At 70.3% G+C, this 22,965-nt stretch carries 16 protein-coding genes and 1 pseudogene; 13 read left to right on the forward strand and 4 right to left on the reverse strand.

Going from position 1 to position 22,965, the window contains the following annotated elements:
- Positions 1–47 precede the first annotated feature (47 nt).
- Positions 48–4,604 carry an ATP-dependent helicase gene (locus AB0I71_RS20815; RefSeq protein WP_357586962.1) on the reverse strand — a complete coding sequence of 1,519 codons (4,557 nt, stop codon included), beginning with the start codon at positions 4,602–4,604 and terminating at the stop codon, positions 48–50.
- Positions 4,605–4,785: 181 nt separating this feature from the next.
- Between AB0I71_RS20815 and AB0I71_RS20820 the strand changes: the two genes are divergently transcribed.
- The 10 genes from AB0I71_RS20820 (at position 4,786) to AB0I71_RS20865 (ending at position 14,872) form a co-directional block, all read left to right on the forward strand.
- The gene (locus AB0I71_RS20820) at positions 4,786–5,166 is read left to right on the forward strand and encodes a hypothetical protein (RefSeq protein WP_357586964.1); all 381 of its coding nucleotides are present in this window, start codon (positions 4,786–4,788) and stop codon (positions 5,164–5,166) included.
- Positions 5,167–5,314: 148 nt separating this feature from the next.
- Positions 5,315–8,152, forward strand: coding sequence for a Na+/H+ antiporter subunit A (locus AB0I71_RS20825; protein ID WP_357586966.1), 2,838 nt, complete (start codon positions 5,315–5,317; stop codon positions 8,150–8,152).
- Positions 8,149–8,610 (forward strand): Na(+)/H(+) antiporter subunit C, encoded by a 462-nt coding sequence (locus AB0I71_RS20830; protein ID WP_357586968.1) that lies wholly within the window; start codon positions 8,149–8,151, stop codon positions 8,608–8,610. The genes AB0I71_RS20825 and AB0I71_RS20830 overlap by 4 nt, the downstream gene beginning before the upstream one ends.
- Before the next feature lie 37 nt (positions 8,611–8,647).
- The gene (locus tag AB0I71_RS20835; RefSeq protein WP_357587061.1) at positions 8,648–10,150 is read left to right on the forward strand and encodes a Na+/H+ antiporter subunit D; all 1,503 of its coding nucleotides are present in this window, start codon (positions 8,648–8,650) and stop codon (positions 10,148–10,150) included.
- Positions 10,147–10,743: a Na+/H+ antiporter subunit E gene (locus AB0I71_RS20840; protein WP_357586970.1), complete on the forward strand. Its 597-nt coding sequence runs from the start codon at positions 10,147–10,149 to the stop codon at positions 10,741–10,743. The genes AB0I71_RS20835 and AB0I71_RS20840 overlap by 4 nt, the downstream gene beginning before the upstream one ends.
- Positions 10,740–11,003, forward strand: a complete 264-nt coding sequence (locus AB0I71_RS20845; RefSeq protein ID WP_357586972.1) for a monovalent cation/H+ antiporter complex subunit F — start codon at positions 10,740–10,742, stop codon at positions 11,001–11,003. The genes AB0I71_RS20840 and AB0I71_RS20845 overlap by 4 nt, the downstream gene beginning before the upstream one ends.
- Positions 11,000–11,362: a monovalent cation/H(+) antiporter subunit G gene (gene mnhG, locus AB0I71_RS20850; RefSeq protein ID WP_357586974.1), complete on the forward strand. Its 363-nt coding sequence runs from the start codon at positions 11,000–11,002 to the stop codon at positions 11,360–11,362. Before AB0I71_RS20845 ends, mnhG begins: the two co-directional genes overlap by 4 nt.
- A gap of 141 nt (positions 11,363–11,503) precedes the next feature.
- Positions 11,504–12,856: a hemolysin family protein gene (locus AB0I71_RS20855; protein WP_357586976.1), complete on the forward strand. Its 1,353-nt coding sequence runs from the start codon at positions 11,504–11,506 to the stop codon at positions 12,854–12,856.
- Positions 12,853–13,920 carry a hemolysin family protein gene (locus tag AB0I71_RS20860; RefSeq protein WP_357586978.1) on the forward strand — a complete coding sequence of 356 codons (1,068 nt, stop codon included), beginning with the start codon at positions 12,853–12,855 and terminating at the stop codon, positions 13,918–13,920. The genes AB0I71_RS20855 and AB0I71_RS20860 overlap by 4 nt, the downstream gene beginning before the upstream one ends.
- A 10-nt stretch (positions 13,921–13,930) precedes the next feature.
- On the forward strand, positions 13,931–14,872 hold the full coding sequence (locus AB0I71_RS20865; RefSeq protein ID WP_357586980.1) for a sporulation protein: 942 nt from the start codon (positions 13,931–13,933) through the stop codon (positions 14,870–14,872).
- A 57-nt stretch (positions 14,873–14,929) separates the two neighbouring features.
- On the opposite strand, the gene leuE is transcribed toward AB0I71_RS20865, so the two are convergent.
- Positions 14,930–15,592, reverse strand: a complete 663-nt coding sequence (gene leuE, locus AB0I71_RS20870) for a leucine efflux protein LeuE (RefSeq protein ID WP_357586982.1) — start codon at positions 15,590–15,592, stop codon at positions 14,930–14,932.
- The gene (locus AB0I71_RS20875) at positions 15,589–16,833 is read right to left on the reverse strand and encodes a bifunctional pyridoxamine 5'-phosphate oxidase family protein/GNAT family N-acetyltransferase (protein ID WP_357586984.1); all 1,245 of its coding nucleotides are present in this window, start codon (positions 16,831–16,833) and stop codon (positions 15,589–15,591) included. Before AB0I71_RS20875 ends, leuE begins: the two co-directional genes overlap by 4 nt.
- A 34-nt stretch (positions 16,834–16,867) precedes the next feature.
- On the opposite strand from AB0I71_RS20875, the gene AB0I71_RS20880 reads away from it, so the two are divergent.
- The 3 genes and pseudogenes from AB0I71_RS20880 to AB0I71_RS20890 all read left to right on the forward strand — a co-directional run bounded on the left by AB0I71_RS20880 (position 16,868) and on the right by AB0I71_RS20890 (position 20,873).
- Positions 16,868–18,208 carry an aminotransferase class I/II-fold pyridoxal phosphate-dependent enzyme gene (locus AB0I71_RS20880; RefSeq protein WP_357586987.1) on the forward strand — a complete coding sequence of 447 codons (1,341 nt, stop codon included), beginning with the start codon at positions 16,868–16,870 and terminating at the stop codon, positions 18,206–18,208.
- Positions 18,209–18,748: 540 nt separating this feature from the next.
- Positions 18,749–19,048 (forward strand): annotated as a pseudogene (locus tag AB0I71_RS20885) (uracil-DNA glycosylase family protein); the annotation flags it as partial.
- Positions 19,049–19,088: 40 nt separating this feature from the next.
- Entirely contained in the window at positions 19,089–20,873 is a 1,785-nt protein-coding gene (locus AB0I71_RS20890; RefSeq protein WP_357586989.1) for a recombinase family protein, read from the forward strand.
- A gap of 48 nt (positions 20,874–20,921) precedes the next feature.
- Here the strand turns inward: AB0I71_RS20890 and AB0I71_RS20895 are convergent, their stop codons facing one another.
- Positions 20,922–22,088 carry a hypothetical protein gene (locus AB0I71_RS20895; RefSeq protein ID WP_357586991.1) on the reverse strand — a complete coding sequence of 389 codons (1,167 nt, stop codon included), beginning with the start codon at positions 22,086–22,088 and terminating at the stop codon, positions 20,922–20,924.
- Positions 22,089–22,965 lie beyond the last annotated feature (877 nt).

The raw sequence follows: 22,965 nt of genomic DNA on the forward strand, positions 1-22,965 counted from the left end.
CCGGACCCGGGCCTCGGCTCGCTCGGGCGAGCCTTATGAAAAGCGGCCTAGGCACGGAGACGGAGACCGCGAGGGGTGGTGCGGAAGCCGGCGGCGGTCAGGGCGTCCCGCAGTGGCGAGGCGCGCACGGACTCGCCGTCGGCACGTTCCACCGAGATCGGGCCCAGCGCGCCGGAATGGACGGCGTCGGCCAGCGCCTTACCGGCCGCACCCAGCGCGTCGGCGTCGTCCGTGAAGGAGAGCAGCGTCCGCCCACCCCGCTCCACGTAGAGCGCCAGCTCACCCTCGACCAGCACGACGAGCGCACCGGCCTTGCGGCCCGCCCGGTGCCCGGTGGCCGGCGGCGATGTCGCATCGCCGGAGTCGACGACGCGGTCCGGCCAGGGCAGCGCCGCGCCGTACGGGTTGGCGGGATCGGTGGCCGCGAGCACCAGTGACGACCCGCTGCGGGGCCGGCCGCCGTCGAGCGGCTCAGCGCCGGCACGGATCCGGTCCACCGCACCGGGCACCGCGAACTGCGCCGCGCCCAGCCCGTCGACGAAGTAACCCCGCCGGGCCGCGCCGCGCTCCTCAAGCGCGGAAAGCACCGGGTAGACGGCGGCGAAACCCCCCACGACCTGCTCGGCCACGACCGCGCCCCGGGTCAGCACGCCGTGCCGTTCCAGCAGTACGTCGGCGAGCGCGGCGGCGCGGCGGGTCGGGTCGGTGTCCCGGGCCGGCAACCGTGACCAGCGTCCGGCCACCGTCGGCGGCCCACTGCGACTCGGCATCGCCAGCCGTCCCGGGCGCCGGTAACGGCCACGGGCGGCGGTCGGGCGGGCGCGGTGCGCGCCGCCGGCACCGAGCACCGCCCGCAGCGGTGCCAGGGTGTCGTTGCTGAGGTGACCGGCCCAGACCAGGTCCCAGATGACGGCGGTCAGCTCGGCGTCGTCGGTGGCGCCGACCCGATCGGCCAGGGGCCGGAAGAACAACGCCTGCCCGTCGTCGAGCGCGTCCAGCACCGCGTCGTGCAGGGGCGTCCGGGCGAGAGTCTCGTCCGGCGGCGGGAGCAGCAGCGGAGCCGAGTCGGCGTACGCCAGGCTGACCCAGCCGTCCCCACCGGAGATCGCCCCCGCGCCGGCCCACAGCACCTCGCCACTGGCGCACAGCTCGTCGAGCTGGGCGGGGGAGTAGTCGGCGACCCGGGCGGGCAGCACCAGCCGTTCCAGCGCCGACGCGGGCACCGAGGCGCCCTGCAACTGCTCGACAGCCGACGCCACCGCCTCCACCCCGCGAGCGGAGGAGCCCACCTGCTGCCAGCGGGGGAGGAAGGTGGCCAGCGCCCGCGCCGGTACCGGTTCGATCTCCCGGCGTAGCGCGGCGAGGGACCGGCGGCGCAGCAGGCGCAGCACCTCGGCGTCGCACCACTGGGTGCCGGCCGTGTCCGGGGTGAACTCACCGGAGACCACCCGGCCGGTGGCGGCCAGCCGACGCAGCGCCTGCTCGACCACGAAGACCCCGAGCCCGAACCGTGCCGCGCAGGCAGCGGCGGTGAACGGGGCGTGGGTACGGGCGTACCGGGCCACCAGGTCCCCGAGCGGGTCGGCGACCGGTTCGAGGTACGCCTCGGCGACGCCTACCGGTAGGGCCACGCCGAGGGCGTCGCGCAACCGGCCGGCGTCCTCGACGCCGACCCAGCGTTCCTGCCCGGCGATGCGGACCCGCAGCACCCGGCGGGCGGCGGCCAGCTCGGTCAGCCACGCCTCGGGTGCCCCGCGCTCGGCCAGCTCACCGGTGCTCAGGTCGCCGAGCTGCCGCAGCAGCTCGACCACGTCCTCGGCGTCGCGGGTACGGCGCTGGGTGCTGAGCCAGCGCAGTTGCCGTTCCGTCTCGGTGAGCACCTCCGGGTCGAGCAGCTCGCGCAGGTCGACCCGGCCGAGCAGCTCGCCGAGCAGGGCCGAGTCCAGGGTGAGGGCCGCGGCCCGGCGTTCCGCCAGCGGGGCGTCGCCCTCGTAGAGGAAGGCGCCGACGTAGCCGAAGAGCAGTGAGCGGGCGAACGGGGACGGCCGGGCGCTCTCCACCTCGACCAGTCGCACCCGGCGGCCGGCCAGGTCACGCATCACCTCGGTCAGGGCGGGCAGATCGAAGACGTCCTGCAGGCACTCCCGTGCCGCCTCCAGGGTGACCGGGAATTCGGCGTACTCCCGGGCCACGTCGAGCAGTTGGGCGGCGCGTTGCCGTTGTTGCCAGAGCGGCTGGCGGCGGCGTGGATCCCGGCGGGGCAGCAGCAGCGACCGGGCGGCGCACTCCCGGAACCGGGCGGCGAACAGCGCCGAGGTGCCTACCGACTCCTCCACCAGTTGGGCGATCTCCTCCGGGTCGAAGGCCACCACGTCGGCGCCGGGCGGGGTGTCGGCGGTGTCCGGCAGCCGGACCACGATCCCGTCGTCGGCGGGCATCACCTGCGCGTCGACGCCGTACCGTTCGGCGAGCCGGCGCCCGATGGCAAGCGCCCAGGGCGCGTTGACCCGGGCTCCCAGCACGCTGTGCACGGCAAGTCGCCAGTCACCCAGCTCGTCGCGGAAGCGTTCGACGACCACCGTCCGGTCGTCCGGCAGGGCCCGGGTCGCCGCCCGTTGCTCGTGCAGGTAGGTCAGCAGGTTTGCGGCGGCCCAGTCGTCCAACCCGGTGGCCCGCAGCGCGGCCGTGGCCTCCTCGGCGTCCTGCCGGAGCAGAGCCCGCACCCGGGCGCCGATCGCCCGGCCCAGTTCCACCGGCCGGCCCGGCTGGTCGCCCTTCCAGAACGGCATCTTCGCCGCCTGCCCGGGGGCGGGGGAAACCAGCACCCGGTCCGGCGTGATCTCCTCGATCCGCCAGGAGGACGACCCGAGCAGGAAGACGTCACCGACCCGGGACTCGTAGACCATCTCCTCGTCCAGCTCGCCGACCCGGGCGGCGCGTTCCGCGCCGGCCAGGAAGACGCCGAACAGGCCCCGGTCGGGGATGGTGCCGCCACTTGTCACCGCGAGCCGCTGGGCGCCCGGACGGCCGGTCAGTACGTCGGCGGCGCGATCCCACACCAGTCGGGGGCGAAGCTCGGCGAAGGCGGTCGACGGGTAGCGGCCGGAGAGCATGTCCAGTACGGCGTGCAGCGCGGAGTCGGGCAGCTCGGCGAAGGGCGCGGCCCGGCGGACCACGCTCGCCAGGTCGCCGACCCGCCACTCGTCCAGCGCGACCATCGCCACGACCTGCTGGGCGAGCACGTCCAGCGGGTTGCGCGGATGGTGCAGCTCCTCGATGGCGGCCTCACCCATCCGTTCGGCGACCACGGCACAGGAGAGCAGGTCGCCCCGGTGCTTGGGCAGGACCACGCCCCGCGACACCGCGCCGACCTGGTGCCCGGCCCGGCCGACCCGTTGCAGGCCGGCGGCCACGCTGGGCGGTGCCTCGATCTGCACGACCAGGTCGACCGCGCCCATGTCGATGCCGAGTTCGAGGCTGGAGGTGGCCACCACCGCCGGCAACCGGCCCGCCTTGAGCGCCTCCTCGATCTGCCGGCGTTCCTCCCGGGAGACGCTGCCGTGATGCGCCCGGGCGATCACCGGCGGGGCACCGGACACCGCGCCGGCCTGGGTCATCAGCTCGGCAGGTGTCCGGGCAGCCGGTGGTGCCGCGGCTGTCTCGTCGGCGGCGAGTTCGTTGAGTCGGGCGCAGAGGCGTTCGGCGCTGCGGCGGGAGTTGGTGAAGACGATCGTCGAACGGTGCGCCCTGATCAGGGCGAAGACCCGTTCCTCCACGGCCGGCCAGATCGACGCCGTGCGCGGACCGGCGAGGTCGTCCTCCGGCACCGCCTGCTCGTCGAGGCGGGTCATGTCCTCCACCGGCACCTGGACGCTGACCTCGATCGTCTTGGCGGTCGCCGGGGCCACCACCTCGACCGGGCGGGCGCCGCCGAGGAAGCGGGCGCACTCGTCAAGCGGTCGGACGGTGGCGGAGAGTCCGATGCGTTGCGCCGGGGCGGGCAGCAACTCGTCGAGCCGTTCCAGCGAGAGCGCCAGGTGGGCGCCGCGTTTGGTGCCGGCGACCGCGTGCACCTCGTCGACGATCACGGTCTCCACGCCGCGCAGCGAATCCCGGGCGGCCGAGGTGAGCAGCAGGAACAGCGACTCCGGTGTGGTGATCAGGATGTCCGGCGGGGTGCGGGCGAAGGCCCGCCGCTCGTCCGCGGGGGTGTCGCCGGTACGCATTCCGACGGTGATCTCCGGCGGGGGCAGGGCGAGCCGGGTGGCGGCCTGCCGGATGCCGGTGAGGGGAGCGCGGAGGTTGCGTTCGACGTCGACCGCGAGCGCCTTGAGCGGGCTGACGTAGAGCACCCGGCAGCGCCGCCGGGGGTCGGTCGGGACCGTCTCGCGGGACAGCCGGTCGAGTGACCACAGGAACGCGGCGAGGGTCTTGCCGGAGCCGGTGGGCGCCACGACCAGGGCGTGCCGGCCGGCGGCCACCGCGTTCCAGGCCCCGGCCTGCGCCGCCGTCGGCGCGGCGAACGCCGCACCGAACCACTCCCGGGTCGCCGGGCCGAACCGGGCGAGGACCTGCTCGCCGGGGGCCGTGCTGGAATCCGCCACGAACCCATCCTGCCCCCGGGTACCGACATTCGTTCACGGCGAGCCGGGCGGGGTATGTCTTGTTAAGGCGTTAAAGGCGACTTGCACCTAGAATCCGTTAAGTCTTACTTAACTGCTTGCTCTTGAGGGGCAACATAAAGTAACTTCACCCGCGTCGTGGCGAGCGGTGGAGGGGAGTCGGATGGCCGTCGAGGAGCGGAGTTCGGGGCCCGGCACCGACGTCCTGATCCGCAAGGTCGACAGCCATGTCACAGCCCTGCGCGCCGGGCTGCACGGCCCGGATCTCGAACTGGCCGAGCGGCTCGCCAACTGCCTGCGCGAGCTTGTCGTCTCCACCGCCCAGGCCAGCGCGGCGGACCGCGCCCAGGTGCGGGCCGCGGTGCACTACTTCGTACTGCGCCGGGAGAGCCGTGGCCGGTTGCTCTCCGTGCGCTCCCTGGCCGCCGCCCAGCGACTTGTCAACCGGGCCGCCTCCCAACTGGGCCGGCCGGACCTGGTCGTCGAGGGGCGCCCGGGTCGCGGCGGTGGGAGTGCCGCGACGGACGCCGCCGCGCACAGCTGATTCGGTCGTTCACCGCACTTCGCCGCATTGACGGCGAAAGTGTGTTGATTTCGGAAAAAGCATCCACAGCGCGCTGAACTGTCGTCTGATCGCTGCTAGATGCTCCAACCCCCGTGGGGCGTCTCGGCCACCTCGACCGGGAGCGCGCGTGCTCGTACTGCTGATCCTGCACCTCGTGGCGGCCGTGGTGGCGCCACTGCTGGTCCGCCGGTGGGGTCCGCGCGCCTGTTACCTGCTGGCGTTGGTGCCGGCGGCCGCCTTCGGCTGGGCGTTGGTCCACACACCCGACGTCGCCCACGGCGGCGCGGTGGTCGAGACGTACCCGTGGATCTCGGAACTGGGCCTGGACCTGGCCCTGCGGATGACCACCCTGTCCTGGCTGATGACCCTGCTGGTCGGCGGCGTGGGCGCACTGGTGCTCGGCTACAGCGCCCGGTACTTCCCGCGGGACGCGCTCGGCAACTCGCGGTTCGCGGGCGTGATGGTCGCCTTCGCCGGGGCGATGCTCGGGCTGGTCCTCGCCGACGACCTGCTGCTGCTCTACGTCTGCTGGGAACTCACCACTGTCTTCTCGTACCTGCTGATCGGCCACAGCACCGAGCGGCGGTCGAGCCGCTGGGCGGCGGCCCAGGCGCTGACCGTGACCACCCTCGGCGGCCTGGCCATGCTCATCGGGTTCATCATGCTCGGCCACCACGCCGGCACCTACCGCTGGTCGGAGGTGGCGCAGCAACCGCTGCCCGGCGGGGCGTACCTGGTCGTCGCGGCACTGCTGATCCTGCTCGGTGCGCTGTCCAAGTCGGCGGTGCTGCCGTTCACCTCGTGGCTACCGGTGGCGATGGCCGCACCGACGCCGGTCAGCGCGTACCTGCACGCGGCGGCGATGGTGAAGGCCGGCGTCTACCTGCTCGGCCTGCTCGCCCCGGTGCTCGCCGTGGTCGGTCCGTGGCGACCGGTGGTGGTGATCGCCGGCCTGGCCACCATGCTGGTGGGCGGTTGGGCGGCGCTGCGGCAGACCGACCTGAAGTTGCTGCTGGCACACGGCACGGTCAGCCAGCTCGGCCTGCTGACGGTGGTCGTCGGGGTGGGCACCGCGGACGCCGCGCTGGCCGGTGTCGCCATGTTGCTGGCCCACGCGCTGTTCAAGGCGGCGCTGTTCCTCGTGGTCGGTGTGATCGACCACGGCGCCGGGACCCGGGACGTGCGCGAGTTGTCCGGGCTGCGGCGTACCGCACCGGTGCTGACCGGGGTTGCCGTGCTCGCCGCCGCCTCGATGGCCGGACTGCCACCCCTGCTCGGGTTCGTCGCCAAGGAGGCCGTGTTCGCCGCCTTCACCGATCAGCCGCTGGTGCTGGCGGTACTCGTCGCCGGGACCGTGCTCACCGTCGCGTACAGCATCAGGTTCATCTGGGGCGCCTTCGCCGCCCGCCCCGGCGTCGCCGCCACCGACCTGGGCCGGATCGCGCCGTCGCTGTTCCTCCCGCCAGCCCTGCTGGCCGTCGCCGGGCTGGTCGCCGGCCCGGCCGCGGGAGCGTTGGATCATCTGCTGCGCCCGTACCCCGAACTCTTCGGCACCGTCGGTAAACACCTGGCCCTGTGGCACGGGCTCACCCCGGCGCTCGGTCTGTCCGTGCTGGCCCTGGCGGGTGGTACGGCGCTGTTCGCGCTGCGTGGTCCACTGGCCCCTGCGCTGGCCAGACTGCGTTGGCCGGTCACCGGCCAACGGGGGTACGAGTGGATCACCCATCGCTTCGACCGGGTCGCGGTGGACGTCACAAGCGTCACCCAGCGGGGATCGCTGCCGCAGTACCTCGGTCTCATCCTGATCGTCCTGGCCGCCGTGCCGGGCGGGTCGGTGTTCCTCATCCGGCCCTGGGAGCAGTCACTGGACCTGTGGGCCACCCCCGCGCAGCCGGTGGTGCTGCTCGTGGTCTGCGTCGCCGCGCTGCTCGCCGTGGGGGCCAGCCGGCGACTGACCGCGATGCTCCTGGTCGGCATGACCGGTTACGGCACCGCGATGCTGTTCGTGCTCTACGGCGCGCCCGACCTGGCGCTTACCCAGTTCCTCGTGGAGACCATGACCATCGCGATCTTCGTGCTGGTGCTGCGTCGACTGCCCGAGCGGTTCTCGATGCGGCCGCTGCGGCGCAGTCGCTGGATCCGGCGGACGATCGGGTTGATCGTCGGTACCACCGTGGCCGCGCTGGCCGTCGGGGCCGCGGCGGCCCGGCAGGCGCGGTCCATCTCCGAGGAGTTTCCGCACCTCGCGGTGGAGCAGGGGCACGGCCGCAACGTGGTCAACGTGACCCTTGTGGACATCCGCGCCTGGGACACCCTGGGGGAGGTGGCGGTGCTGGTGGCCGCCGCGACCGGAGTGGCGAGTCTGATCTTCCACCAGTCCCGCACCGGGCCCCGTCCCCGTCGACGGGAGGTCGCTGAGGACGAGCCGCCGGCAGGCCGGGCGGTCTGGCTGCGCGGCGGGGTGACGCTGCACGAGCGGCAACGCTCGATCGTGCTGGAGGTGGTCACCCGGCTGATCTCCCACACCGCTGTGCTCTTCTCCCTCTACCTGCTCTTCTCCGGGCACAACGCACCCGGTGGCGGCTTCGCCGGTGGGCTGGTGGCCAGCCTGGCGCTGACCATGCGGTACCTCGCCGGCGGCCGGTACGAGTTGGTCGAGGCGGCGCCGATCGGTGCCGGCACGGTGCTGGGTGCCGGGCTGTTGCTCTCGGTGGGCAGCGGGGTGGTCTCCCTGATCGCCGGCGGCACCGTGCTGGAGAGCACCACTGTCGACCTGTGGCTGCCGTTGATCGGCCACTTCTACCTGGTCACCTCCCTCTTCTTCGACGTCGGTGTGTACCTGGTGGTGATCGGGCTGGCGTTGGACGTGCTGCGCAGCCTCGGCGCCGAGGTGGACCGGCACATCGAGATGGCCGGTGGGGCCGGGGGCGGGCTGGCCGGCGGGCGAGGGGAGGCACGCCCATGAGCGCGGGAGCCAACCTGGTCTCCTTCGTCACGATCGGGGTACTCGTCGGCTGCGGCGTGACCCTGCTGCTGGAACGCACCCTGAGCCGGGTCCTGCTCGGCGTCATCCTGATCGGCAACGGCGTCAACCTGCTGATCGTCTTCGGCGGGCGGGCCGGGGCTCCGCCGGTGGTCGGGGTCGGTGAAGAGGCCGCGATGAGTGACGCGTTGCCCCAGGCCATGGTGCTCACCGCCATCGTGATCACCTTCGGCTTCACCGCCTTCCTGCTGGCCATCAGCTACCGCAGCTGGTACCTGACCGGTGACGACGAGGTGCCGGACGACGTCGAGGACCGGGAAATCGTCAGGCGGGCCGCGCGTCGCGAGGTGTCCGCCGCCGACCTGGCCAGCGAACCGGCGGCCGCCGACCCGCAGCAGGTCGACGCCCCGGCCCCACCCCGCGAGGACGGCCAGGGATGAGCCGGTACGCGTGGACCACGCAGAAGCGGTGGCGGCGATGAACACTCTCGTGCCGCTGCCGGTGGTGCTACCGCTGCTGGGTGCCGCGATCACCCTGCTGCTGGGCAGCCGGCCGTGGACCCAGCGGACGGTGAGCGTGGGCTGCCTGAGCGGGAGCCTGGTGGTGGCGGTGGTGCTGCTGGTGCAGGCGTACCGGCAGGGACCGCTGGTGATGCAGATCGGCGGCTGGCCGGCGCCGGTGGGCATCGTGCTGGTCGCCGACCAGCTGGCCGCGCTGATGCTCGTGGTCTCCTCGGCGGTGACCCTCTGCGTGCTGCTGTACTCGATCGGGCAGGGCCAGGCGGAGATCGGGGAGACCTCCCCGGTGGCGATCTTCCACCCCACCTATCTGGTGTTGACCGCCGGTGTGTGCAACGCGTTCCTCGCCGGTGACCTGTTCAACCTCTTCGTCGGCTTCGAGATGCTGCTCGCCGCGAGCTTCGTCCTGATCACCCTCAACGGCACCCGGCCGCGCATCCGCACCGGCTCCACCTACGTCGTGGTCAACATCCTGGCTTCGATGATCTTCCTCATCTCGGTGGGCCTGGTCTACGCGGCCACCGGCACGCTCAACCTCGCCCAGCTCACCGCGCGACTGGACGCGCTGCCGGGCGGCGTACGCCTGAGTCTTCAGCTGATGCTGCTGGTGGCCTTCGGCATCAAGGCGGCGGTCTTTCCGCTGTCCGCCTGGTTGCCGGACAGCTATCCGACGGCGCCCGCGCCGGTCACCGCGGTCTTCGCCGGCCTGCTCACAAAGGTCGGCGTGTACGCGATCATCCGGACCCAGACCCTGCTCTTCCCCGGGCAGCAGGCCGGGGAACTGCTGATGGTGGCGGCCGGCCTGACCATGCTTGTCGGCATCCTCGGCGCGGTGGCCCAGTCGGACATCAAGCGGCTGCTGTCGTTCACGCTGGTCAGCCACATCGGCTACATGATCTTCGGGGTGGGCCTGAGCACTGTCGCCGGGCTGGTCGGCGCCATCTTCTACGTGGTCCACCACATCACCATCCAGACCACCCTGTTCCTGATCTCCGGGCTGGTCGAGCAGCGGGCCGGCAGCACCGACCTACGCCGCCTCGGTGGGCTGGCCCGGCTGGCACCCATGGTGGGCGTGCTCTTCTTCGTCTCGGCGATGAACCTGGCGGGCATCCCGCCCTTCTCCGGCTTCCTGGGCAAGCTCGGCCTGTTACAGGCCGGGGTCGCCGCAGGCGGACCGCTGCCCTGGACGCTTGTGGCCGTGGGCACCGTGACCAGCCTGCTCACCCTCTACGTGGCGAGCCGGGTGTGGAACATCGCCTTCTGGCGCTCACCCTGCGAAACGGTCGCGCCGACCGCACCACTGCCCGCGCTTATGGTCGGCGCCACGGTCGCCCTGGTGGCGCTCGGGGTGGCGCTGACCGTGGTGGCGGGTCCGCTGTTCGAGTACACCGGACGGGCGGCGACCGATCTGATCGAACGCACCCCGTACGTGCGCGCCGTCCTGCCCGGCGGGGCGTCATGACCGCGCCGGACACCGTGCCACCCGCGCCGCCGGACCGGCAGACCCGGATGGGCCGATGGCGTGACCAGCTGATCGCCTACGGCTGGTTGGTGCTGGCCTGGAACCTGTTCTGGGGGGAGTTCACCTGGGGCAACCTGCTGGGCGGGCTGCTGGCCGCCGCCGTGGTGCTGCTGTTCTTCCCGTTGCCGCCGGTGACCTTTCACGGCCGGCTCCGGCCGTGGGGCCTGCTGGTGTTCGGCGGCCGGTTCGTCGTCGAACTGGTCCGGGCCAGCGCCCACGTCGCCCGGATCGCGGTGCAGCCGGGCTACACCCCCCGCTCGGCCATCATCGCGGTGCGGCTGCGCCTGCCCACCGACCTCAACCTGGCCCTCACCGCCGAGGTGCTCTCCCTGGTGCCCGGCACGTTGATCGTGGAGGTGGACCGGGACGCCGGAATCCTCTACGTGCACGTGCTCGACGTACGCGGCCCCGACTCGCTCGCCGCCAGCCGTGAGCAGGTCCGCGCCGTGGAGCGCCGGATCGTCGAGGCGGTCGGCTCCAACGCCGAACTGCGCCGGGTGCGTACCGGATCCGTAGACAAGGAGTCGCCGTGACCGTCTTCCTCGCCATCGCCCTCACCAGCCTGCTGTCGGTGACCGCCCTGCTCGCCCTCGCCCGCCTCTACCGGGGCCCGTCGCTGCTGGACCGGGTCGTCGCCGCCGACATGCTGCTCGCCACCATGGTCGGCGCCGTCGGCGCGGAGGCGGCGGTCAACCGGCACGCCACCACCCTGCCGGTGCTGGTGGTGCTCGCCCTGCTCGGCTTCGTCGGATCCGTGTCGCTTGTCCGCTTCGCCGTCCGGGACCGGCCGTGACACCGGGTACCGTCGCCGACTGGTTGGGTGCGGTCAGCCTGGTCGCCGGTGCGCTGCTGAGCCTGGCCGCCGCCATCGGGGTGCTGCGCTTCCCGGACACGCTGAGCCGGATGCACGCGGCCACCAAGCCGCAGGTGCTCGGGGTGCTGCTCCTGCTGCTGGGCCTGGGGCTGCGGCTGCGTAGCCCTGCCGACCTGGGCATGATCGTGCTCGTCGGGGTCTTCCAACTGGCCACCGCTCCGGTCGCCGCGCAGATGATCGGTCGGGCCGCGTACCGCGCCGGGCGGGTGGACCGGAACCTGCTCGACGCCGACGAACTCGCGACCGCCGACCACCCCCCGCCCGGGCGGGCACAATGAGTGCACTCGCGCCCGGCCCGGGCCCGGACGCCGGTAGAATGACCGCATGATCGACTCTTCTGCCCAGGAGGGCAGCAGTAGCCAGCCGGGTAGGCCCCGGCATCCCCACAGACCGACGACCCCGGGAGCCCTGAACCTCCCGTGTTGATCCTCGTCGGCCTTCTTCTGATCACTGTCTTGACCGTCGCGACGGGGTACTTCGTCGCGCAGGAGTTCGGCTACGTCGCGGTCGACCGCGGCAAGCTGAAGCAACGCGCCGCCGAGGGCGACCAGGCGTCCGCCCGGGCCCTGGAGGTCGCCGGACGGCTGTCGTTCATGCTCTCCGGCGCGCAGCTCGGCATCACCGTGACCGCCCTGCTCGTCGGCTACGTCGCCCAGCCCTACCTCGGTGCCGGCCTGGCCGAGCTGCTCGGCGTGGCCGGCGTCTCCACCCGCGTCAGCCTGCCGCTCTCGGTCGCGCTGGCCCTGGTCATCGCCACTGTGGTGCAGATGGTCGTGGGCGAGCTGGCGCCGAAGAACCTGGCCATCGCCCGCCCCGAACCGGTCGCCCGGACGTTGGCCCGGTCCACCCTGGTCTACCTGGCCATCGCCGGCCCGCTGATCAAGCTCTTCGACAAGTCCGCGGTGCGGCTGCTGCGGCGGGTCGGCATCGAGCCGATCGAGGAACTGCCCAGCGGCGCCACTCCAGAGGACCTGGAACAGATCATCGCCGAGTCCCGGCTGGAGGGGCACCTCGACGCGGAGATGTCGGAGCTGCTCGACCGAGGGCTCGACTTTCGGCAGCTGACCGCCGGTGAGGCCATGGTGCCCCGGGTCGACGTGCACACCGTGCGGGCACACGAGCCGGTCAGCCGGGTGGTCGAGCTGCTCGACACCGGCCGCTCCCGCTTCCCGGTACGCGGTACGGAGGGCGTCGACGACCTGGTCGGCGTGATCGGCATCGCGGACGTGCTCCAGGTGCCACCGGCCGAGCGCGCCACCACCCCGGTCAGCGCGGTGGCCGTACCCCCGCTGCTGGTGCCCGAGACGCTGCCGCTGCCCACCGTGCTGGACCGGCTCCGCTCGGGGCACCGCCAGCTCGCCTGCGTGGTCGACGAGTACGGCGGCTTCGCCGGCGTCATCACGCTTGAGGACATCGCCGAGGAACTTGTCGGCCCGATCCGCGACGAGGACGACCCGCCGGAGCGGGCCCCGGCGCGGCAGGACGACGGTTCCTGGGTGGTGCCCGCCCGTTGGCGCATCGACGAGGTGGCCGACAGCACCGGCATCGCCCTGCCGGAGGGGCCCGAGTACGACACCATCTCGGGGCTGGTCATGCGGGAGCTGGGTCGGGTGCCGGAGGTCGGTGACCGGCTGGAGATCAGCCTGCCGGCCGACGGTGACAACGGTCAGGTCCCGCCGCGCGCCCTGGTCGAGGTGCTCGCGGTGGATCGGCACGTGGCCGACTCGGTCCGCCTCCAGGTCACCGACGGGCCCGCGGAGGTGACGGCATGAGCACCGGATTCGCACTGATCACCTCGGTGGTCCTGCTGGCGCTCAACGGATTCTTCGTCGCCGCCGAGTTCGCCCTGGTGGCGAGCAAGCGGTACCGCCTGGAACAGGCGGCGGCCGGTGGCGGCCGGGCCGCCCGGGCAGCGCTCGACGGCGTACGCGAGCTGTCGCTGATGCTGGCCGGTGCGCAGCTCGGCATCACCCTGTGCACGCTGGGTCTCGGTGCCCTGGCCGAGCCGGCGATCGAACGGCTGCTCGGCCCGCTGCTGCACGCCGTCGGCCTGCCGTACGGCGCCAGTCACGTGATCGCACTGATCTTCGCGCTGAGCCTGGTCACCTTCCTGCATCTGGTGGTCGGCGAGATGGCACCGAAGTCCTGGGCGATCACCCACCCGGAGCGGTCCGCGCTGCTGCTGGCGCTGCCGTTCCGGGCCTTCGCCCGGGTGGCCCGTCCGGTGCTGTCGGTGCTCAACGCGGTGGCGAACGCGATGCTGCGGCTGGTGAAGGTCAACCCGCAGGACCAGCTGGCCCAGGTGCACGGCCCCGATGAGCTGCGGATGCTGCTGGAGCAGTCCCGGGAGCACGGGCTGCTCGGCGCCGCCCAGCACGAACTGCTCACCAGCATGCTGGAGTTGCAGGGCACCACTGTCGCCCAGGTGATGGAACCGTTCGACCAGATCGTGACCGTACGCCGGGACGATCCGGCCGGCCGCATCGAGCAGGTCAGCCGGGACAGCGGCCGGTCCCGGCTGGCGGTGCTGGACGCCGCCGGTGACGTCTGCGGCCTGGTGCACGTACGGGAGGCGGTGCGGGCCACGGCCGGCCGACCCGACGCCACCGCGGCCGACCTGATGAACGACGCCATCACGATCCCCGACACCGCCACCGTCACCGAGGCGGTGGCCGTGATGCGGGCCCGCCAGTCGCAACTCGCGCTGGTCCGCAACGGTGGGGGGCCCACCCGGCCGGTCGGCTTCGTCGCCCTGGAGGACCTGCTGGAGGAGGTCATCGGGGAGTTCGACGACGAGACCGATCCGATTCCACGCGCGGTACGACGGCTCAGATAGGAGCACACGGGTGCGGCTGACGGGGGTGTCACCGGGATCGGGCGGAACGGGCCTGACGGTGCAGACCGCGCTGGCCAACCCGAGCACCCGCCCCGGCCTGCGACTGCCGGGGCGGGTGAACCTCATAGCCGGTTCCGTCGACGTGCCGGTCCTGCACGTCCGGCTCGGCCTGGTCAGCACGGCCGAGCCGGACGATCCGGAAGCTCCCCGCCGGCTGGTGCAGTTCCACCAGGCGCAGGTGGCCGACGCCCTGGTGCTGCGGGCCGGGCGGGCCCGCTCGATTCCGTTCGAGTTCCCGGTGCCGTGGGAGACGCCGGTGACCACGCTGGGCGGGGTGCCGCTGCTCAGCCTGCGGATGGGCCTGCGTACCGAGGTGGCGATCGAAGCCACAGTGGACCAGGGCGCGATGGTGCCGATCTTCGTCCATCCGCTGCCGACCCAGCAGCACGTGCTGGCCGCCCTGGACACGCTCGGCTTCAGCGTCCGCCAGTCCGGGCTTGTCGACGGCCGGTTGCCCGGCGTGGAGCAGGCCCTGCCCCTGCACCAGCGGTGGGGCTTCTGGGTCGGCCCGCTCTACGCCGGGCCGATCACCGAGCTGGAGGTGATCTTCGTGGCCAACTCCGCCGGCCTGGAGGTGATCCTCTGGTGTGACCGGCGGCTGGCGCTGGCCGGGATCACCCACACCAGCATCAGCCGGTTCCGGATCTGGCACGTCGGCGCCGACCAGCGGGACTGGGTGAACACCGTGGACGGGTGGCTGCGCGAGGCGATCAACCGGCACGCCGCCGCCGCAGCGCACGCCGACTGGTCGGCCACCGTCACCGAGTCGGCCCACGTCAGTCGACCACCCGACCGGCCGCTGCCGCCCGGCCCGGAACCTGGTGGCGACGCGGGCGGCGCCGGTGTCGGTGGCGGCGAGGGCGGTGGTGGCGGCGGAGGCGGCGGCACCTGACGCCGTCCGCGCCGGCACCGCGGCGGCTCATCCGCCGGGGCGTCCCCGCCCGTCTCGTCAGCCCTGGGCGAGCTTGAGGCCGAAGCCGAGGAAGAGGGCCCCGACGGCACTTGTCGCGCCCGCCGCCAGCCGGCGACGCCGGCTGAACTGGGCGGCCAGGAAGGTGCCCGCGAAGATCAGCGCGGTCAGGTAGAGCGCGCTTGTCACCTGGGCGATCAGGCCGAGCAGCAGGAACGACAGCGCGGGCCAGGGGTAGGTCGGGTCGACGAACTGGATGAAGAACGAGACGAAGAAGAGGATCGCCTTCGGGTTGAGCAGGCTGATCACCAGCGCCTTGCGGAACGGGCTGCGGGTCGCCGTCGGCTCCGCGGCGTCGATCAGGCGCGGGGTGCTCGGGTCGTTGCGGTCCCGCCAGCGCCGCCACGCGCCGCGCAGCATGGTCAACCCCACATAGCCCAGGTACGCGGCACCCGCGTACTTGATCACGAGGAAGATCGGGGGGTACGCCTTGAGCAGCGAAGCCACCCCGGCGGCGGAGAGGAACATCAGGATCGCGTCACCGACCCAGACGCCGCTCGCCGCCTGGTAGCCGACGCCGACCCCGCGCCGCGCGGCGGTGGAGAGGACGAACAGCGAGTTGGGGCCGGGCAGCAGCACGATGGCCACGGTGCCCAGCACGTACGTCCAGATGTCGGTGATTCCCAGCACGCCCGACATCATCGGGCCGACGAGGGGCGAGCGCTAAGCCTTTCCCGCAGGCTGACCTGTGCTTTCGGCCACTCGTCGACGGTCATCGAATACTGCACGGTGTCCCGCCACGAGCCGTCCGGACGCTGCCGGTCCATCCGCAGCACCCCCTCCCGGCGGGCGCCGAGCCGTTCCAGGGAACGCTGGGAACGTTCGTTGCGGATGTCGGTGTGCCAGACCACCCGCACCGCGTCGAGGTCGTCGAAGGCGCGGGTGAGCAGCAGCAGCTTCGCCTCGGTGTTGATCCCGGTACGCCACAGCGCCCGGCCGAGCACGGTGTGCCCGATCGCCAGCGACCGCCGTTCGGGATCGATTGCGTAGTACGACGTGGTGCCGACCACCGCACCGGTGACCGCACACCGTTGCACCCAGGCGACCCGGTTCTGGCGGTGCTGTTCGGCGAGCGCCGCGACGATCACCTCACGCAACTGTCCCGGCCCGGTCGGCAGTGGCCGGCTCAGGTGCTGCCAGACCTCGGCGTCGGCGGTGGCCGCGTACAACTCGTCGGTGTGGGCCAGATCGAGCGGCTCCAGCAGCACGTGCGCGCCGCGCAGCACCGCCGGTTCGTGCCAGGGCGAGCGGTTCGGGCGCAGGTAGGCCGGCAGTGGCGCGGTGACCCCGACGTCGGGCTCCGGCAGGCCGGGGGTCAGCCGCAGCGGCACCACCCCGGCCCAGTGCGGCAGGTCGAGGTCGGCCGGGTCGTCGCGTACCTGGCCGGTGCGGGTGCGCAGCGACACCTCCGCCAGCGGCAGTGCCAGCACGGCGGTCTCGGCCAGCTCCCGCCGGTTCGGCGGGCGGCTGTCCGCCGCGCGGCCGGTGCCGACCTTCTCCACAAGTGCGGTCAGCACGTCGGCCTTCTCGCCAGGGTCGGTGACCAGGTGAGCGGTGCCGTGTGCGACCACCGACCGGTAGTTGGCGCTGTGGTGGAACTGGGAGCGACCGTAGACCAGCCCGTCGAGGAGGGTGACCGCGACGCAGACCGGCAGACCGTCGGCGCGGGCGGCGAGCAGCGGCCGGCCACCGGTCGAGCCGTGCAGGTAGAGCGTGTCGCCGATGCGTACGTGCAGGGTGGGCAGCACGCGGGGTTCGCCGTCCACAGTGAACCCGAGCGCACAGTCGTACGCCTCGTCGAGCACGGCGTGCGTGGCGGTCCGGTCGTAGCTCATCCGGTCCCGGGAGCGGCTGGCGGTGGTGCGGGTGGTCTGCGGGTACATGCTTCCACCTTTGTTCTAGTACAATCCCATGTTTGTGTCAGCACGCTATCAGGTGGCAGGTGCGACGGCTGTCGAGATTTCGGCGAGCATCGAGTCCGGCATCCGCGACGCCGCCCTCGCCCCCGGTGATCCACTGCCACCGGTCCGCGCCCTCGCCGCCGACCTGGCCGTCAGCCCGGCCACCGTGTCCCGCGCCTACGCCGAACTGCGTCGCCGAGGGCTCATCGTCACCGCCGGCCGACACGGCACCCGGGTACGCCCCCGCCCACCGGTCGCCGCCCGCCGGGCGGCGCTGCGCCCACCGCCCGCACCCGGTCTGCGCGACCTGTCCCGAGGCGAACCAGACCGGCGCCTGCTGCCGCCGCTGGGGCGGCACCTGGCCGCCCTCGCCGAAGCCGCCGGCGACCCGGTGGGCTATCCCGACCTAGGCGTACTCCCCGAGATGGCCGAGGTGGCCGGGGCGCGGCTGGCCGCCGACGGGGTGCCGGCCGCCGGGCTGACCCTCACCGGCGGCGCACTGGACGGCATCGAACGACTGCTCGGCGCACACCTGCGGCACGGCGACGCGGTAGCCGTGGAGGACCCCGGCTGGGCCGGGCTGCTCGACCTGCTCGCCGCCCTCGGGCTGCGGCCGATCGGGATGCCGATCGACGACGACGGACCGATCGTCGCCGGAGTCGCCGCGGCCCTGGCCGCCGGAGCCCGAGCGCTCATCGTGACCAGCCGGGCCCAGAACCCCACCGGCGCGACGCTCTCCGCCGACCGGGCAGACGCCCTGCGCGCCCTGCTCGCCGGCCGCGCCGACCTGCTGTTGATCGAGGACGATCACGCCGCCGAACTGGCCCGCGTACCGCTGCATCCGCTCGCCGGAGCGACAGCCCACTGGGCCTTCCTCCGCTCGGTCAGCAAGCCCTTCGGCCCCGACCTGCGCCTGGCCGTGCTGGCCGGAGACGAGACCACCGTGGCGCGGGTGGCCGGCCGAGCCCGGATCGGCGCCGGCTGGGTCTCCACAGTGCTGCAACGGCTGGTGCTGTCAATTTGGGGCGATCCCGAGGCGACCGCCCTGGTCGACCGGGCGGCGGAGAGTTACGAACGGCGACGGAACGCCCTGATCACCGCCCTGGCCGAGCGTGGCCTGCCCGCGCACGGCCGCACCGGCATCAACGTCTGGGTGCCGGTGGACGACGAGACAAGCGCGCTCACCACCCTGCGGGACGCCGGCTGGGCGGTCGCGCCGGGCGCGCTCTACCGGCTCGCCGGCCCGCCCGGGCTGCGCATCACCGTCAGCAACCTGCACGAGGAGGAGATCCCCACACTCGCCGACGCGGTCGCCCGGGCGACCCGCCCCACCCCGGCACCGGGTTTCACCGCCTGACCTACCCACACCACACGCCCGGCGTCGACGTGCGGCAGCAGCATCCCCGATGTTGCTGTCTGGGCTGGGGTTGGAGGCGGCAGCATCCCCGAAGTTGCTGATTCGGGCGCAGGGTCTCCGGCCCGGCCCGGCCCGGCCCGGCCAGGGGCCAGGGGCGGCGGCGCAGGGGCCAGGGGCGGCGGCGCAGGGGCCAGGGGCGTCGGCCCAGCTTGCGGCATCTCGGGCTTTCCCGGGCGGCGGATACACCGAGTTGCGGCATCCCGCGCGGGCCGGGCGTGCCATGCGTGCCTGGCGGGCCAAGGCGGGCCCTGTGGGCCCGATGTGCCCCGGCCGTGCCGTGCGGGCCGCTCGTGCCGTGCGGGCGGGGCTTCCTGTGGGCCGGCCTTCCCGGGCGGGCTGTTTCCTCGGGCTGGCCGTCCTGAGGCTGGCCTTTCTCGGACTGCCTCCCGGGTGGCCGGTTCGCCGGAGGTGCCGGGAAAGGGGCACCGATCCGGCGTTCCTGCTCGCGTGGGCCGCGTCACACCGGGTAGAACAGTCGCCATGGCCGACACCGAGACCGCGCCCGGCGCCCAGCGGTTCATCCCGCCGCAGGCCGACACGCTCGACGAACTGCGCGCCGCCGCCACCGGCTGCCGGGGCTGCGAGCTGTACCGGGACGCCTCACAGACCGTCTTCGGCCGGGGTGACGCCGCCGCCCGCGTCGTCTTCGTCGGCGAGCAGCCCGGCGACATGGAGGACCAGAAGGGGCTGCCCTTCGTCGGCCCCGCCGGTCGGCTGCTGCGCAAGGCGGTCGACGACGCCGGGCTGGACCCGGGACACATCTACCTCACCAATGCGGTTGCGTTGTCAAGGGTTTGTAGACGGATGTATGGTGCAACGCATGACCTCGTTGCGCCTGCTAGGAGCCGTCCGCCTGTCTCGCCACCGTGGCGAGGCTGACCCCAGCACCAGTCCAGAGCGTCAAACCGCAGACGTCGAGTTTGCTGCCGCTGAGGAGTCGGGAGAGATCATCGGCTGGGCTCGGGATCTTGACGTCTCCGCAATCAAGCTGACGCCGTTCGAACGTCCAGAGCTAGGACCGTGGCTGAAGCGGCCCCAGGCGTACGACGGGATCGTGTGGAGCCGTGCTGACCGTGCTGTCCGGAGTATGCGCGACATGCATTCGCTGAGTGAGTGGGCGGTTCAGAATCGCAAACTAATCATCTTCGCCATTGGCCCTGGTGGCGGACCGAAAATGCGTCTGGACTTCCGTAGTGGTCCGCTGGACACCATGACCCAGTTGATGTTGATGCTTTTCGCGTTCGCGGCCGAGATGGAGGCGAACGTCATCAAAGAGCGCAACCGCGATACCAAGGCGTTCATGCGTGCTACTGGTCGTTGGGGTGGTGGCATGTTCCCCTACTGGGCTATGCCTGAGAAGCAGGGTAACGAATGGCGGCTGATTCACAACCCCGATACCGTTCCTGCGACGCTGGATATCATCGATCGTGTCCTCAAGAAGGAATCCAAGCAGTCCGTGATGCGCTGGCTCAATGATGAGGGGATTCTCAGCCCTCGTGAATACCGCATTCAGCAGGCCGGGAAGGTGCCTACGGCCCCTATCTCTGGTGTCGTGAGTGTTGGTGAGGGGACGGTTTCGATCACGCCTGAGGATGGCTCTGAGGCGGTCACAGTGAACCTCTTCCCTAAGCACGTCAGTGCGTCCGTCGAAGATGGCCAGAAGGTCGAAGAGGGGGACCGGCTTACCAAGCGAATCCTCTGGAGTGCTCAAACAATCAAGATGATGCTGCGTTCCCGTGCTCTCCTCGGTCAGGTTGAGCTAGACGGGAAACCCTTCCTCGGTCCGGACGGTATGCCAGTGAAGCGGGTAGAGCCTCTGACTGACCTAGACACTTTCGAGAAACTTCAGCGCATCCTTGACGCCTCCGCAGTGCACGACGCTTCTACCCGTACCGCTGGAGCGGGAATGCTGCTTCGCATTGGATGGTGCGGCATCTGCGGTGAGCGCCTGTACCGCCGTAGTCAGCCCAAGCCCTACGGGCGGTATGAGTATTACGGATGCCGGTCGGCATGGGGCTATCTCAAGAAGCAGAGCAGTGATGAGAAATGCAGGGCTTTGGCAATCTCGGCTGAGCTTCTAGAGAGCACCACTGAGGAGATGCTGCTAAAGACCATCGGAAACCTTGAGGTGCTGGAAAAGGTCGTTATTCCTGCTCAGTCGCATCACCAGGAACTTGCCGAGGCTGAGGAGGCGTACGCCTTTCTCTATGGAGAGGCAGCCAAAAAGCCTGCCAACCTCGCTCGGCTGTTGCAGCCGCAGATCAAAGCGCTAGAAAAGCGCATTGCGGTGTTGTCCGCTCTGCCAGAGCGGGAAGAGCGGGAAGAGCTACGTGCTACCGGCGAAACGTATGCTGAGCGCTGGGAACTGGCTGACGCTGGTGAGCGAAGGAAGATGCTCCTTGAAGCAGGAGTCCGCATCGAGGCAGTCAACGAGGACACCGAAGAGGTTGCCGTCCGTTCCTTTGAACGTCCGCAGCGAGATGATGAAGCTGTGTGGCTGGGAAGCACAGAGGGTGTCTCTTATGCCTTCTACGTGCCGAAGGATCTAGCTGAGCGTGCCACTGGCAAGAGCCAGAGCCTAGGTTTCGTAGACCAGAAGCTCTAACCGTCTAGCGAACGAAGCCCCGGAGATGATCCGGGGCTTTTCGCTGTCCTACTTCACAGCACCAGTACCCGCCTGAACGCCCATGAGATCCCGGATCTTCTTGAGAGCCTTGATGCTGTCATCGAAGCCTTCCCGCTTCACCTTTGGGTCTACCTCTGGACAGTACCTAACCCTGAGCGCTTCGCGCTCTTCCTCGGTCAGTTCGCCCATCTTCTCTTCGAGCATCGGATTAGTGAACCGTCCGGTGATTCCCCAGATGTACAAATCCAATTCGATGTCGTAGCGCTTCGCAAGCCACTCCATCCGGCTCTTCGGCTTGGCTTCTCTCATTGGTCGGGCTGCGAGCACGTCAGCGGTTATCTCGTCATCGGTGCTGTTGGCCGTAGCAGACCCACGGAAGCCACTCAGAGCGCCTGAGAGCCATTCAGAGTCTCCAGGGGTGTCTTCGTATACCTCAAGGGACTCCAGGGCCGCAGAAAGGCTCTCAGAGCGATTGCCGTTGGCGTACACCCCTGCTAGGTAGTCGCTCTGCTCCTGGTCGGGGTAGCGACGCTGCCTGAAGCCTGCCGGACGTAGCTGCGGACCCCAGCCGTAGGCGGCATGGTCCTCAGGGTCGGCGTGCTCCCCGGGAGCGTTGCCAGAGTTCAGGATCTCTACGAGTTTGTCACGTCCGCGCTGAAGGTTGTTGCGACCTACGGCGCTCGCTCGCTGGCCATCCCGATAGTGCCTGGTGAGAGCATCCCTGTACGCCTCACTGAGGCGATCGGAGGCTAGTGCCTCCACTACAACCTCAGGAAGGTTGTCCCAATCCTTCAGCGCGTTGCCTACGGCCTTGCCGGTCCATAGCGACTGAATTTGATCCTCAGTCTTGAATCTACGAGTTTCAAGCTCGCCGCTCTTCAGTGCCCTAGCAACTTTGTTCGCCTCAAGAGCGAACACCTTAGCGGCGCTGTAGTTGACTTCCCAATCGTCAACCGTGTACCACGGGTCATGGATGGCGTTCGCTTGATGATGCATCCGGATAGTTGCTCGATCGATCAGGTCTGGGCGACTGCTGATTGCCCAGAGAAGCAACTCCGAATAGATGTCTTCGGCATCATCCTTAGGACTAGCTAACTTCGCTTCGTTAGCAGCCCTTCGGGCGGTTTGCTTGAGGAAGATATCCAGTCGCTTTCCAGCGACGTAAGAGAACTTCTCAAAGTCTTCTTCGTTCATTGGCGTTCCTATTTGAAGTTGTTATGAAGTTATTCGCCATCGGTGGTGTCGATGGCGGTCTAGCTATCTACCACCCCGGGAGTGACTGCCTCAGCAGTACGACCGGAGGAGAATTGATGCCGTAGGCATCCTGAGAGCCCAACGTGCCGGAGGCACGAGGGTTCTCATCGGCATCTGAGTAGCAGCGAAGATGCCTTCAAAGTGTGACCTACGTCACCTCACGCTCTAATAAGTAGAGGGAGAGTGAGGGCCTACGGCCCCTGAGGCTAGGTGAGTAGTGCTGGCCAGAGGCCAGCGAACACGATGACTCACCGGCCAGAGCCGAAGGGTTAAGAGCCGTAGGACCGAACGACATCCCAGGAGGGACTACGGGAACCTGGGTTCCCGTACCTAAAGAGAGAGCCCGGAGTCATTGAGCCTAAGCGCCGTAGGCGCTGACTGATGGCTCGCCCTCCGGGCTCGCTACTGTGGTCCTCTGAGAAAACTACTCCTCATACTATATATATTCGTCTCCAAGCCGCTTAGCGCGGCATCACTCCAAAAGTTTCTGCCCACTAGGGCAGGGTTAATGATGGGCCAGCGTTCAACGTGGCCGGGTTCGGTGGAGCGGCAGGTTGCTACAGGTGTGCCGCAAATGGGTAACGCAACCAAAGGGTTGAACACTGGAGTTGAGGGGTTTGTCTCCGCTTCTCCTCCGGTGTTCCCCTCAATTCTTCTGGCTAGGTGCCAATGACAAACAATCCTGAGTACCGCAGATTGCACACTGGCAGATACGAGATCGCCAGAGCAGAGATGTTCGCCTTGTACGGCGACACCTGCTGGCTATGCGGGCACAGTGGTGCCGGTGATGCTGACTACATCACGCCGCTGAAGGTTG

This window comes from Micromonospora sp. NPDC049891 (assembly GCF_040660295.1).
Classification (GTDB): Bacteria; Actinomycetota; Actinomycetes; order Mycobacteriales; family Micromonosporaceae; genus Micromonospora.

Bases quoted from the DNA above. Each gene is read 5' to 3' on its own strand.
- AB0I71_RS20820 (WP_357586964.1), top strand. From the start codon at position 4,786: ATGGCCGTCGAGGAGCGGAGTTCGGGGCCCGGCACCGACGTCCTGATC.
- AB0I71_RS20830 (WP_357586968.1), top strand. From the start codon at position 8,149: ATGAGCGCGGGAGCCAACCTGGTCTCCTTCGTCACGATCGGGGTACTC.
- AB0I71_RS20835 (WP_357587061.1), top strand. From the start codon at position 8,648: ATGAACACTCTCGTGCCGCTGCCGGTGGTGCTACCGCTGCTGGGTGCC.
- AB0I71_RS20840 (WP_357586970.1), top strand. From the start codon at position 10,147: ATGACCGCGCCGGACACCGTGCCACCCGCGCCGCCGGACCGGCAGACC.
- AB0I71_RS20860 (WP_357586978.1), top strand. From the start codon at position 12,853: ATGAGCACCGGATTCGCACTGATCACCTCGGTGGTCCTGCTGGCGCTC.
- leuE (WP_357586982.1), bottom strand. From the start codon at position 15,592: ATGATGTCGGGCGTGCTGGGAATCACCGACATCTGGACGTACGTGCTG.
- AB0I71_RS20875 (WP_357586984.1), bottom strand. From the start codon at position 16,833: ATGTACCCGCAGACCACCCGCACCACCGCCAGCCGCTCCCGGGACCGG.
- AB0I71_RS20890 (WP_357586989.1), top strand. From the start codon at position 19,089: ATGACCTCGTTGCGCCTGCTAGGAGCCGTCCGCCTGTCTCGCCACCGT.
- AB0I71_RS20895 (WP_357586991.1), bottom strand. From the start codon at position 22,088: ATGAACGAAGAAGACTTTGAGAAGTTCTCTTACGTCGCTGGAAAGCGA.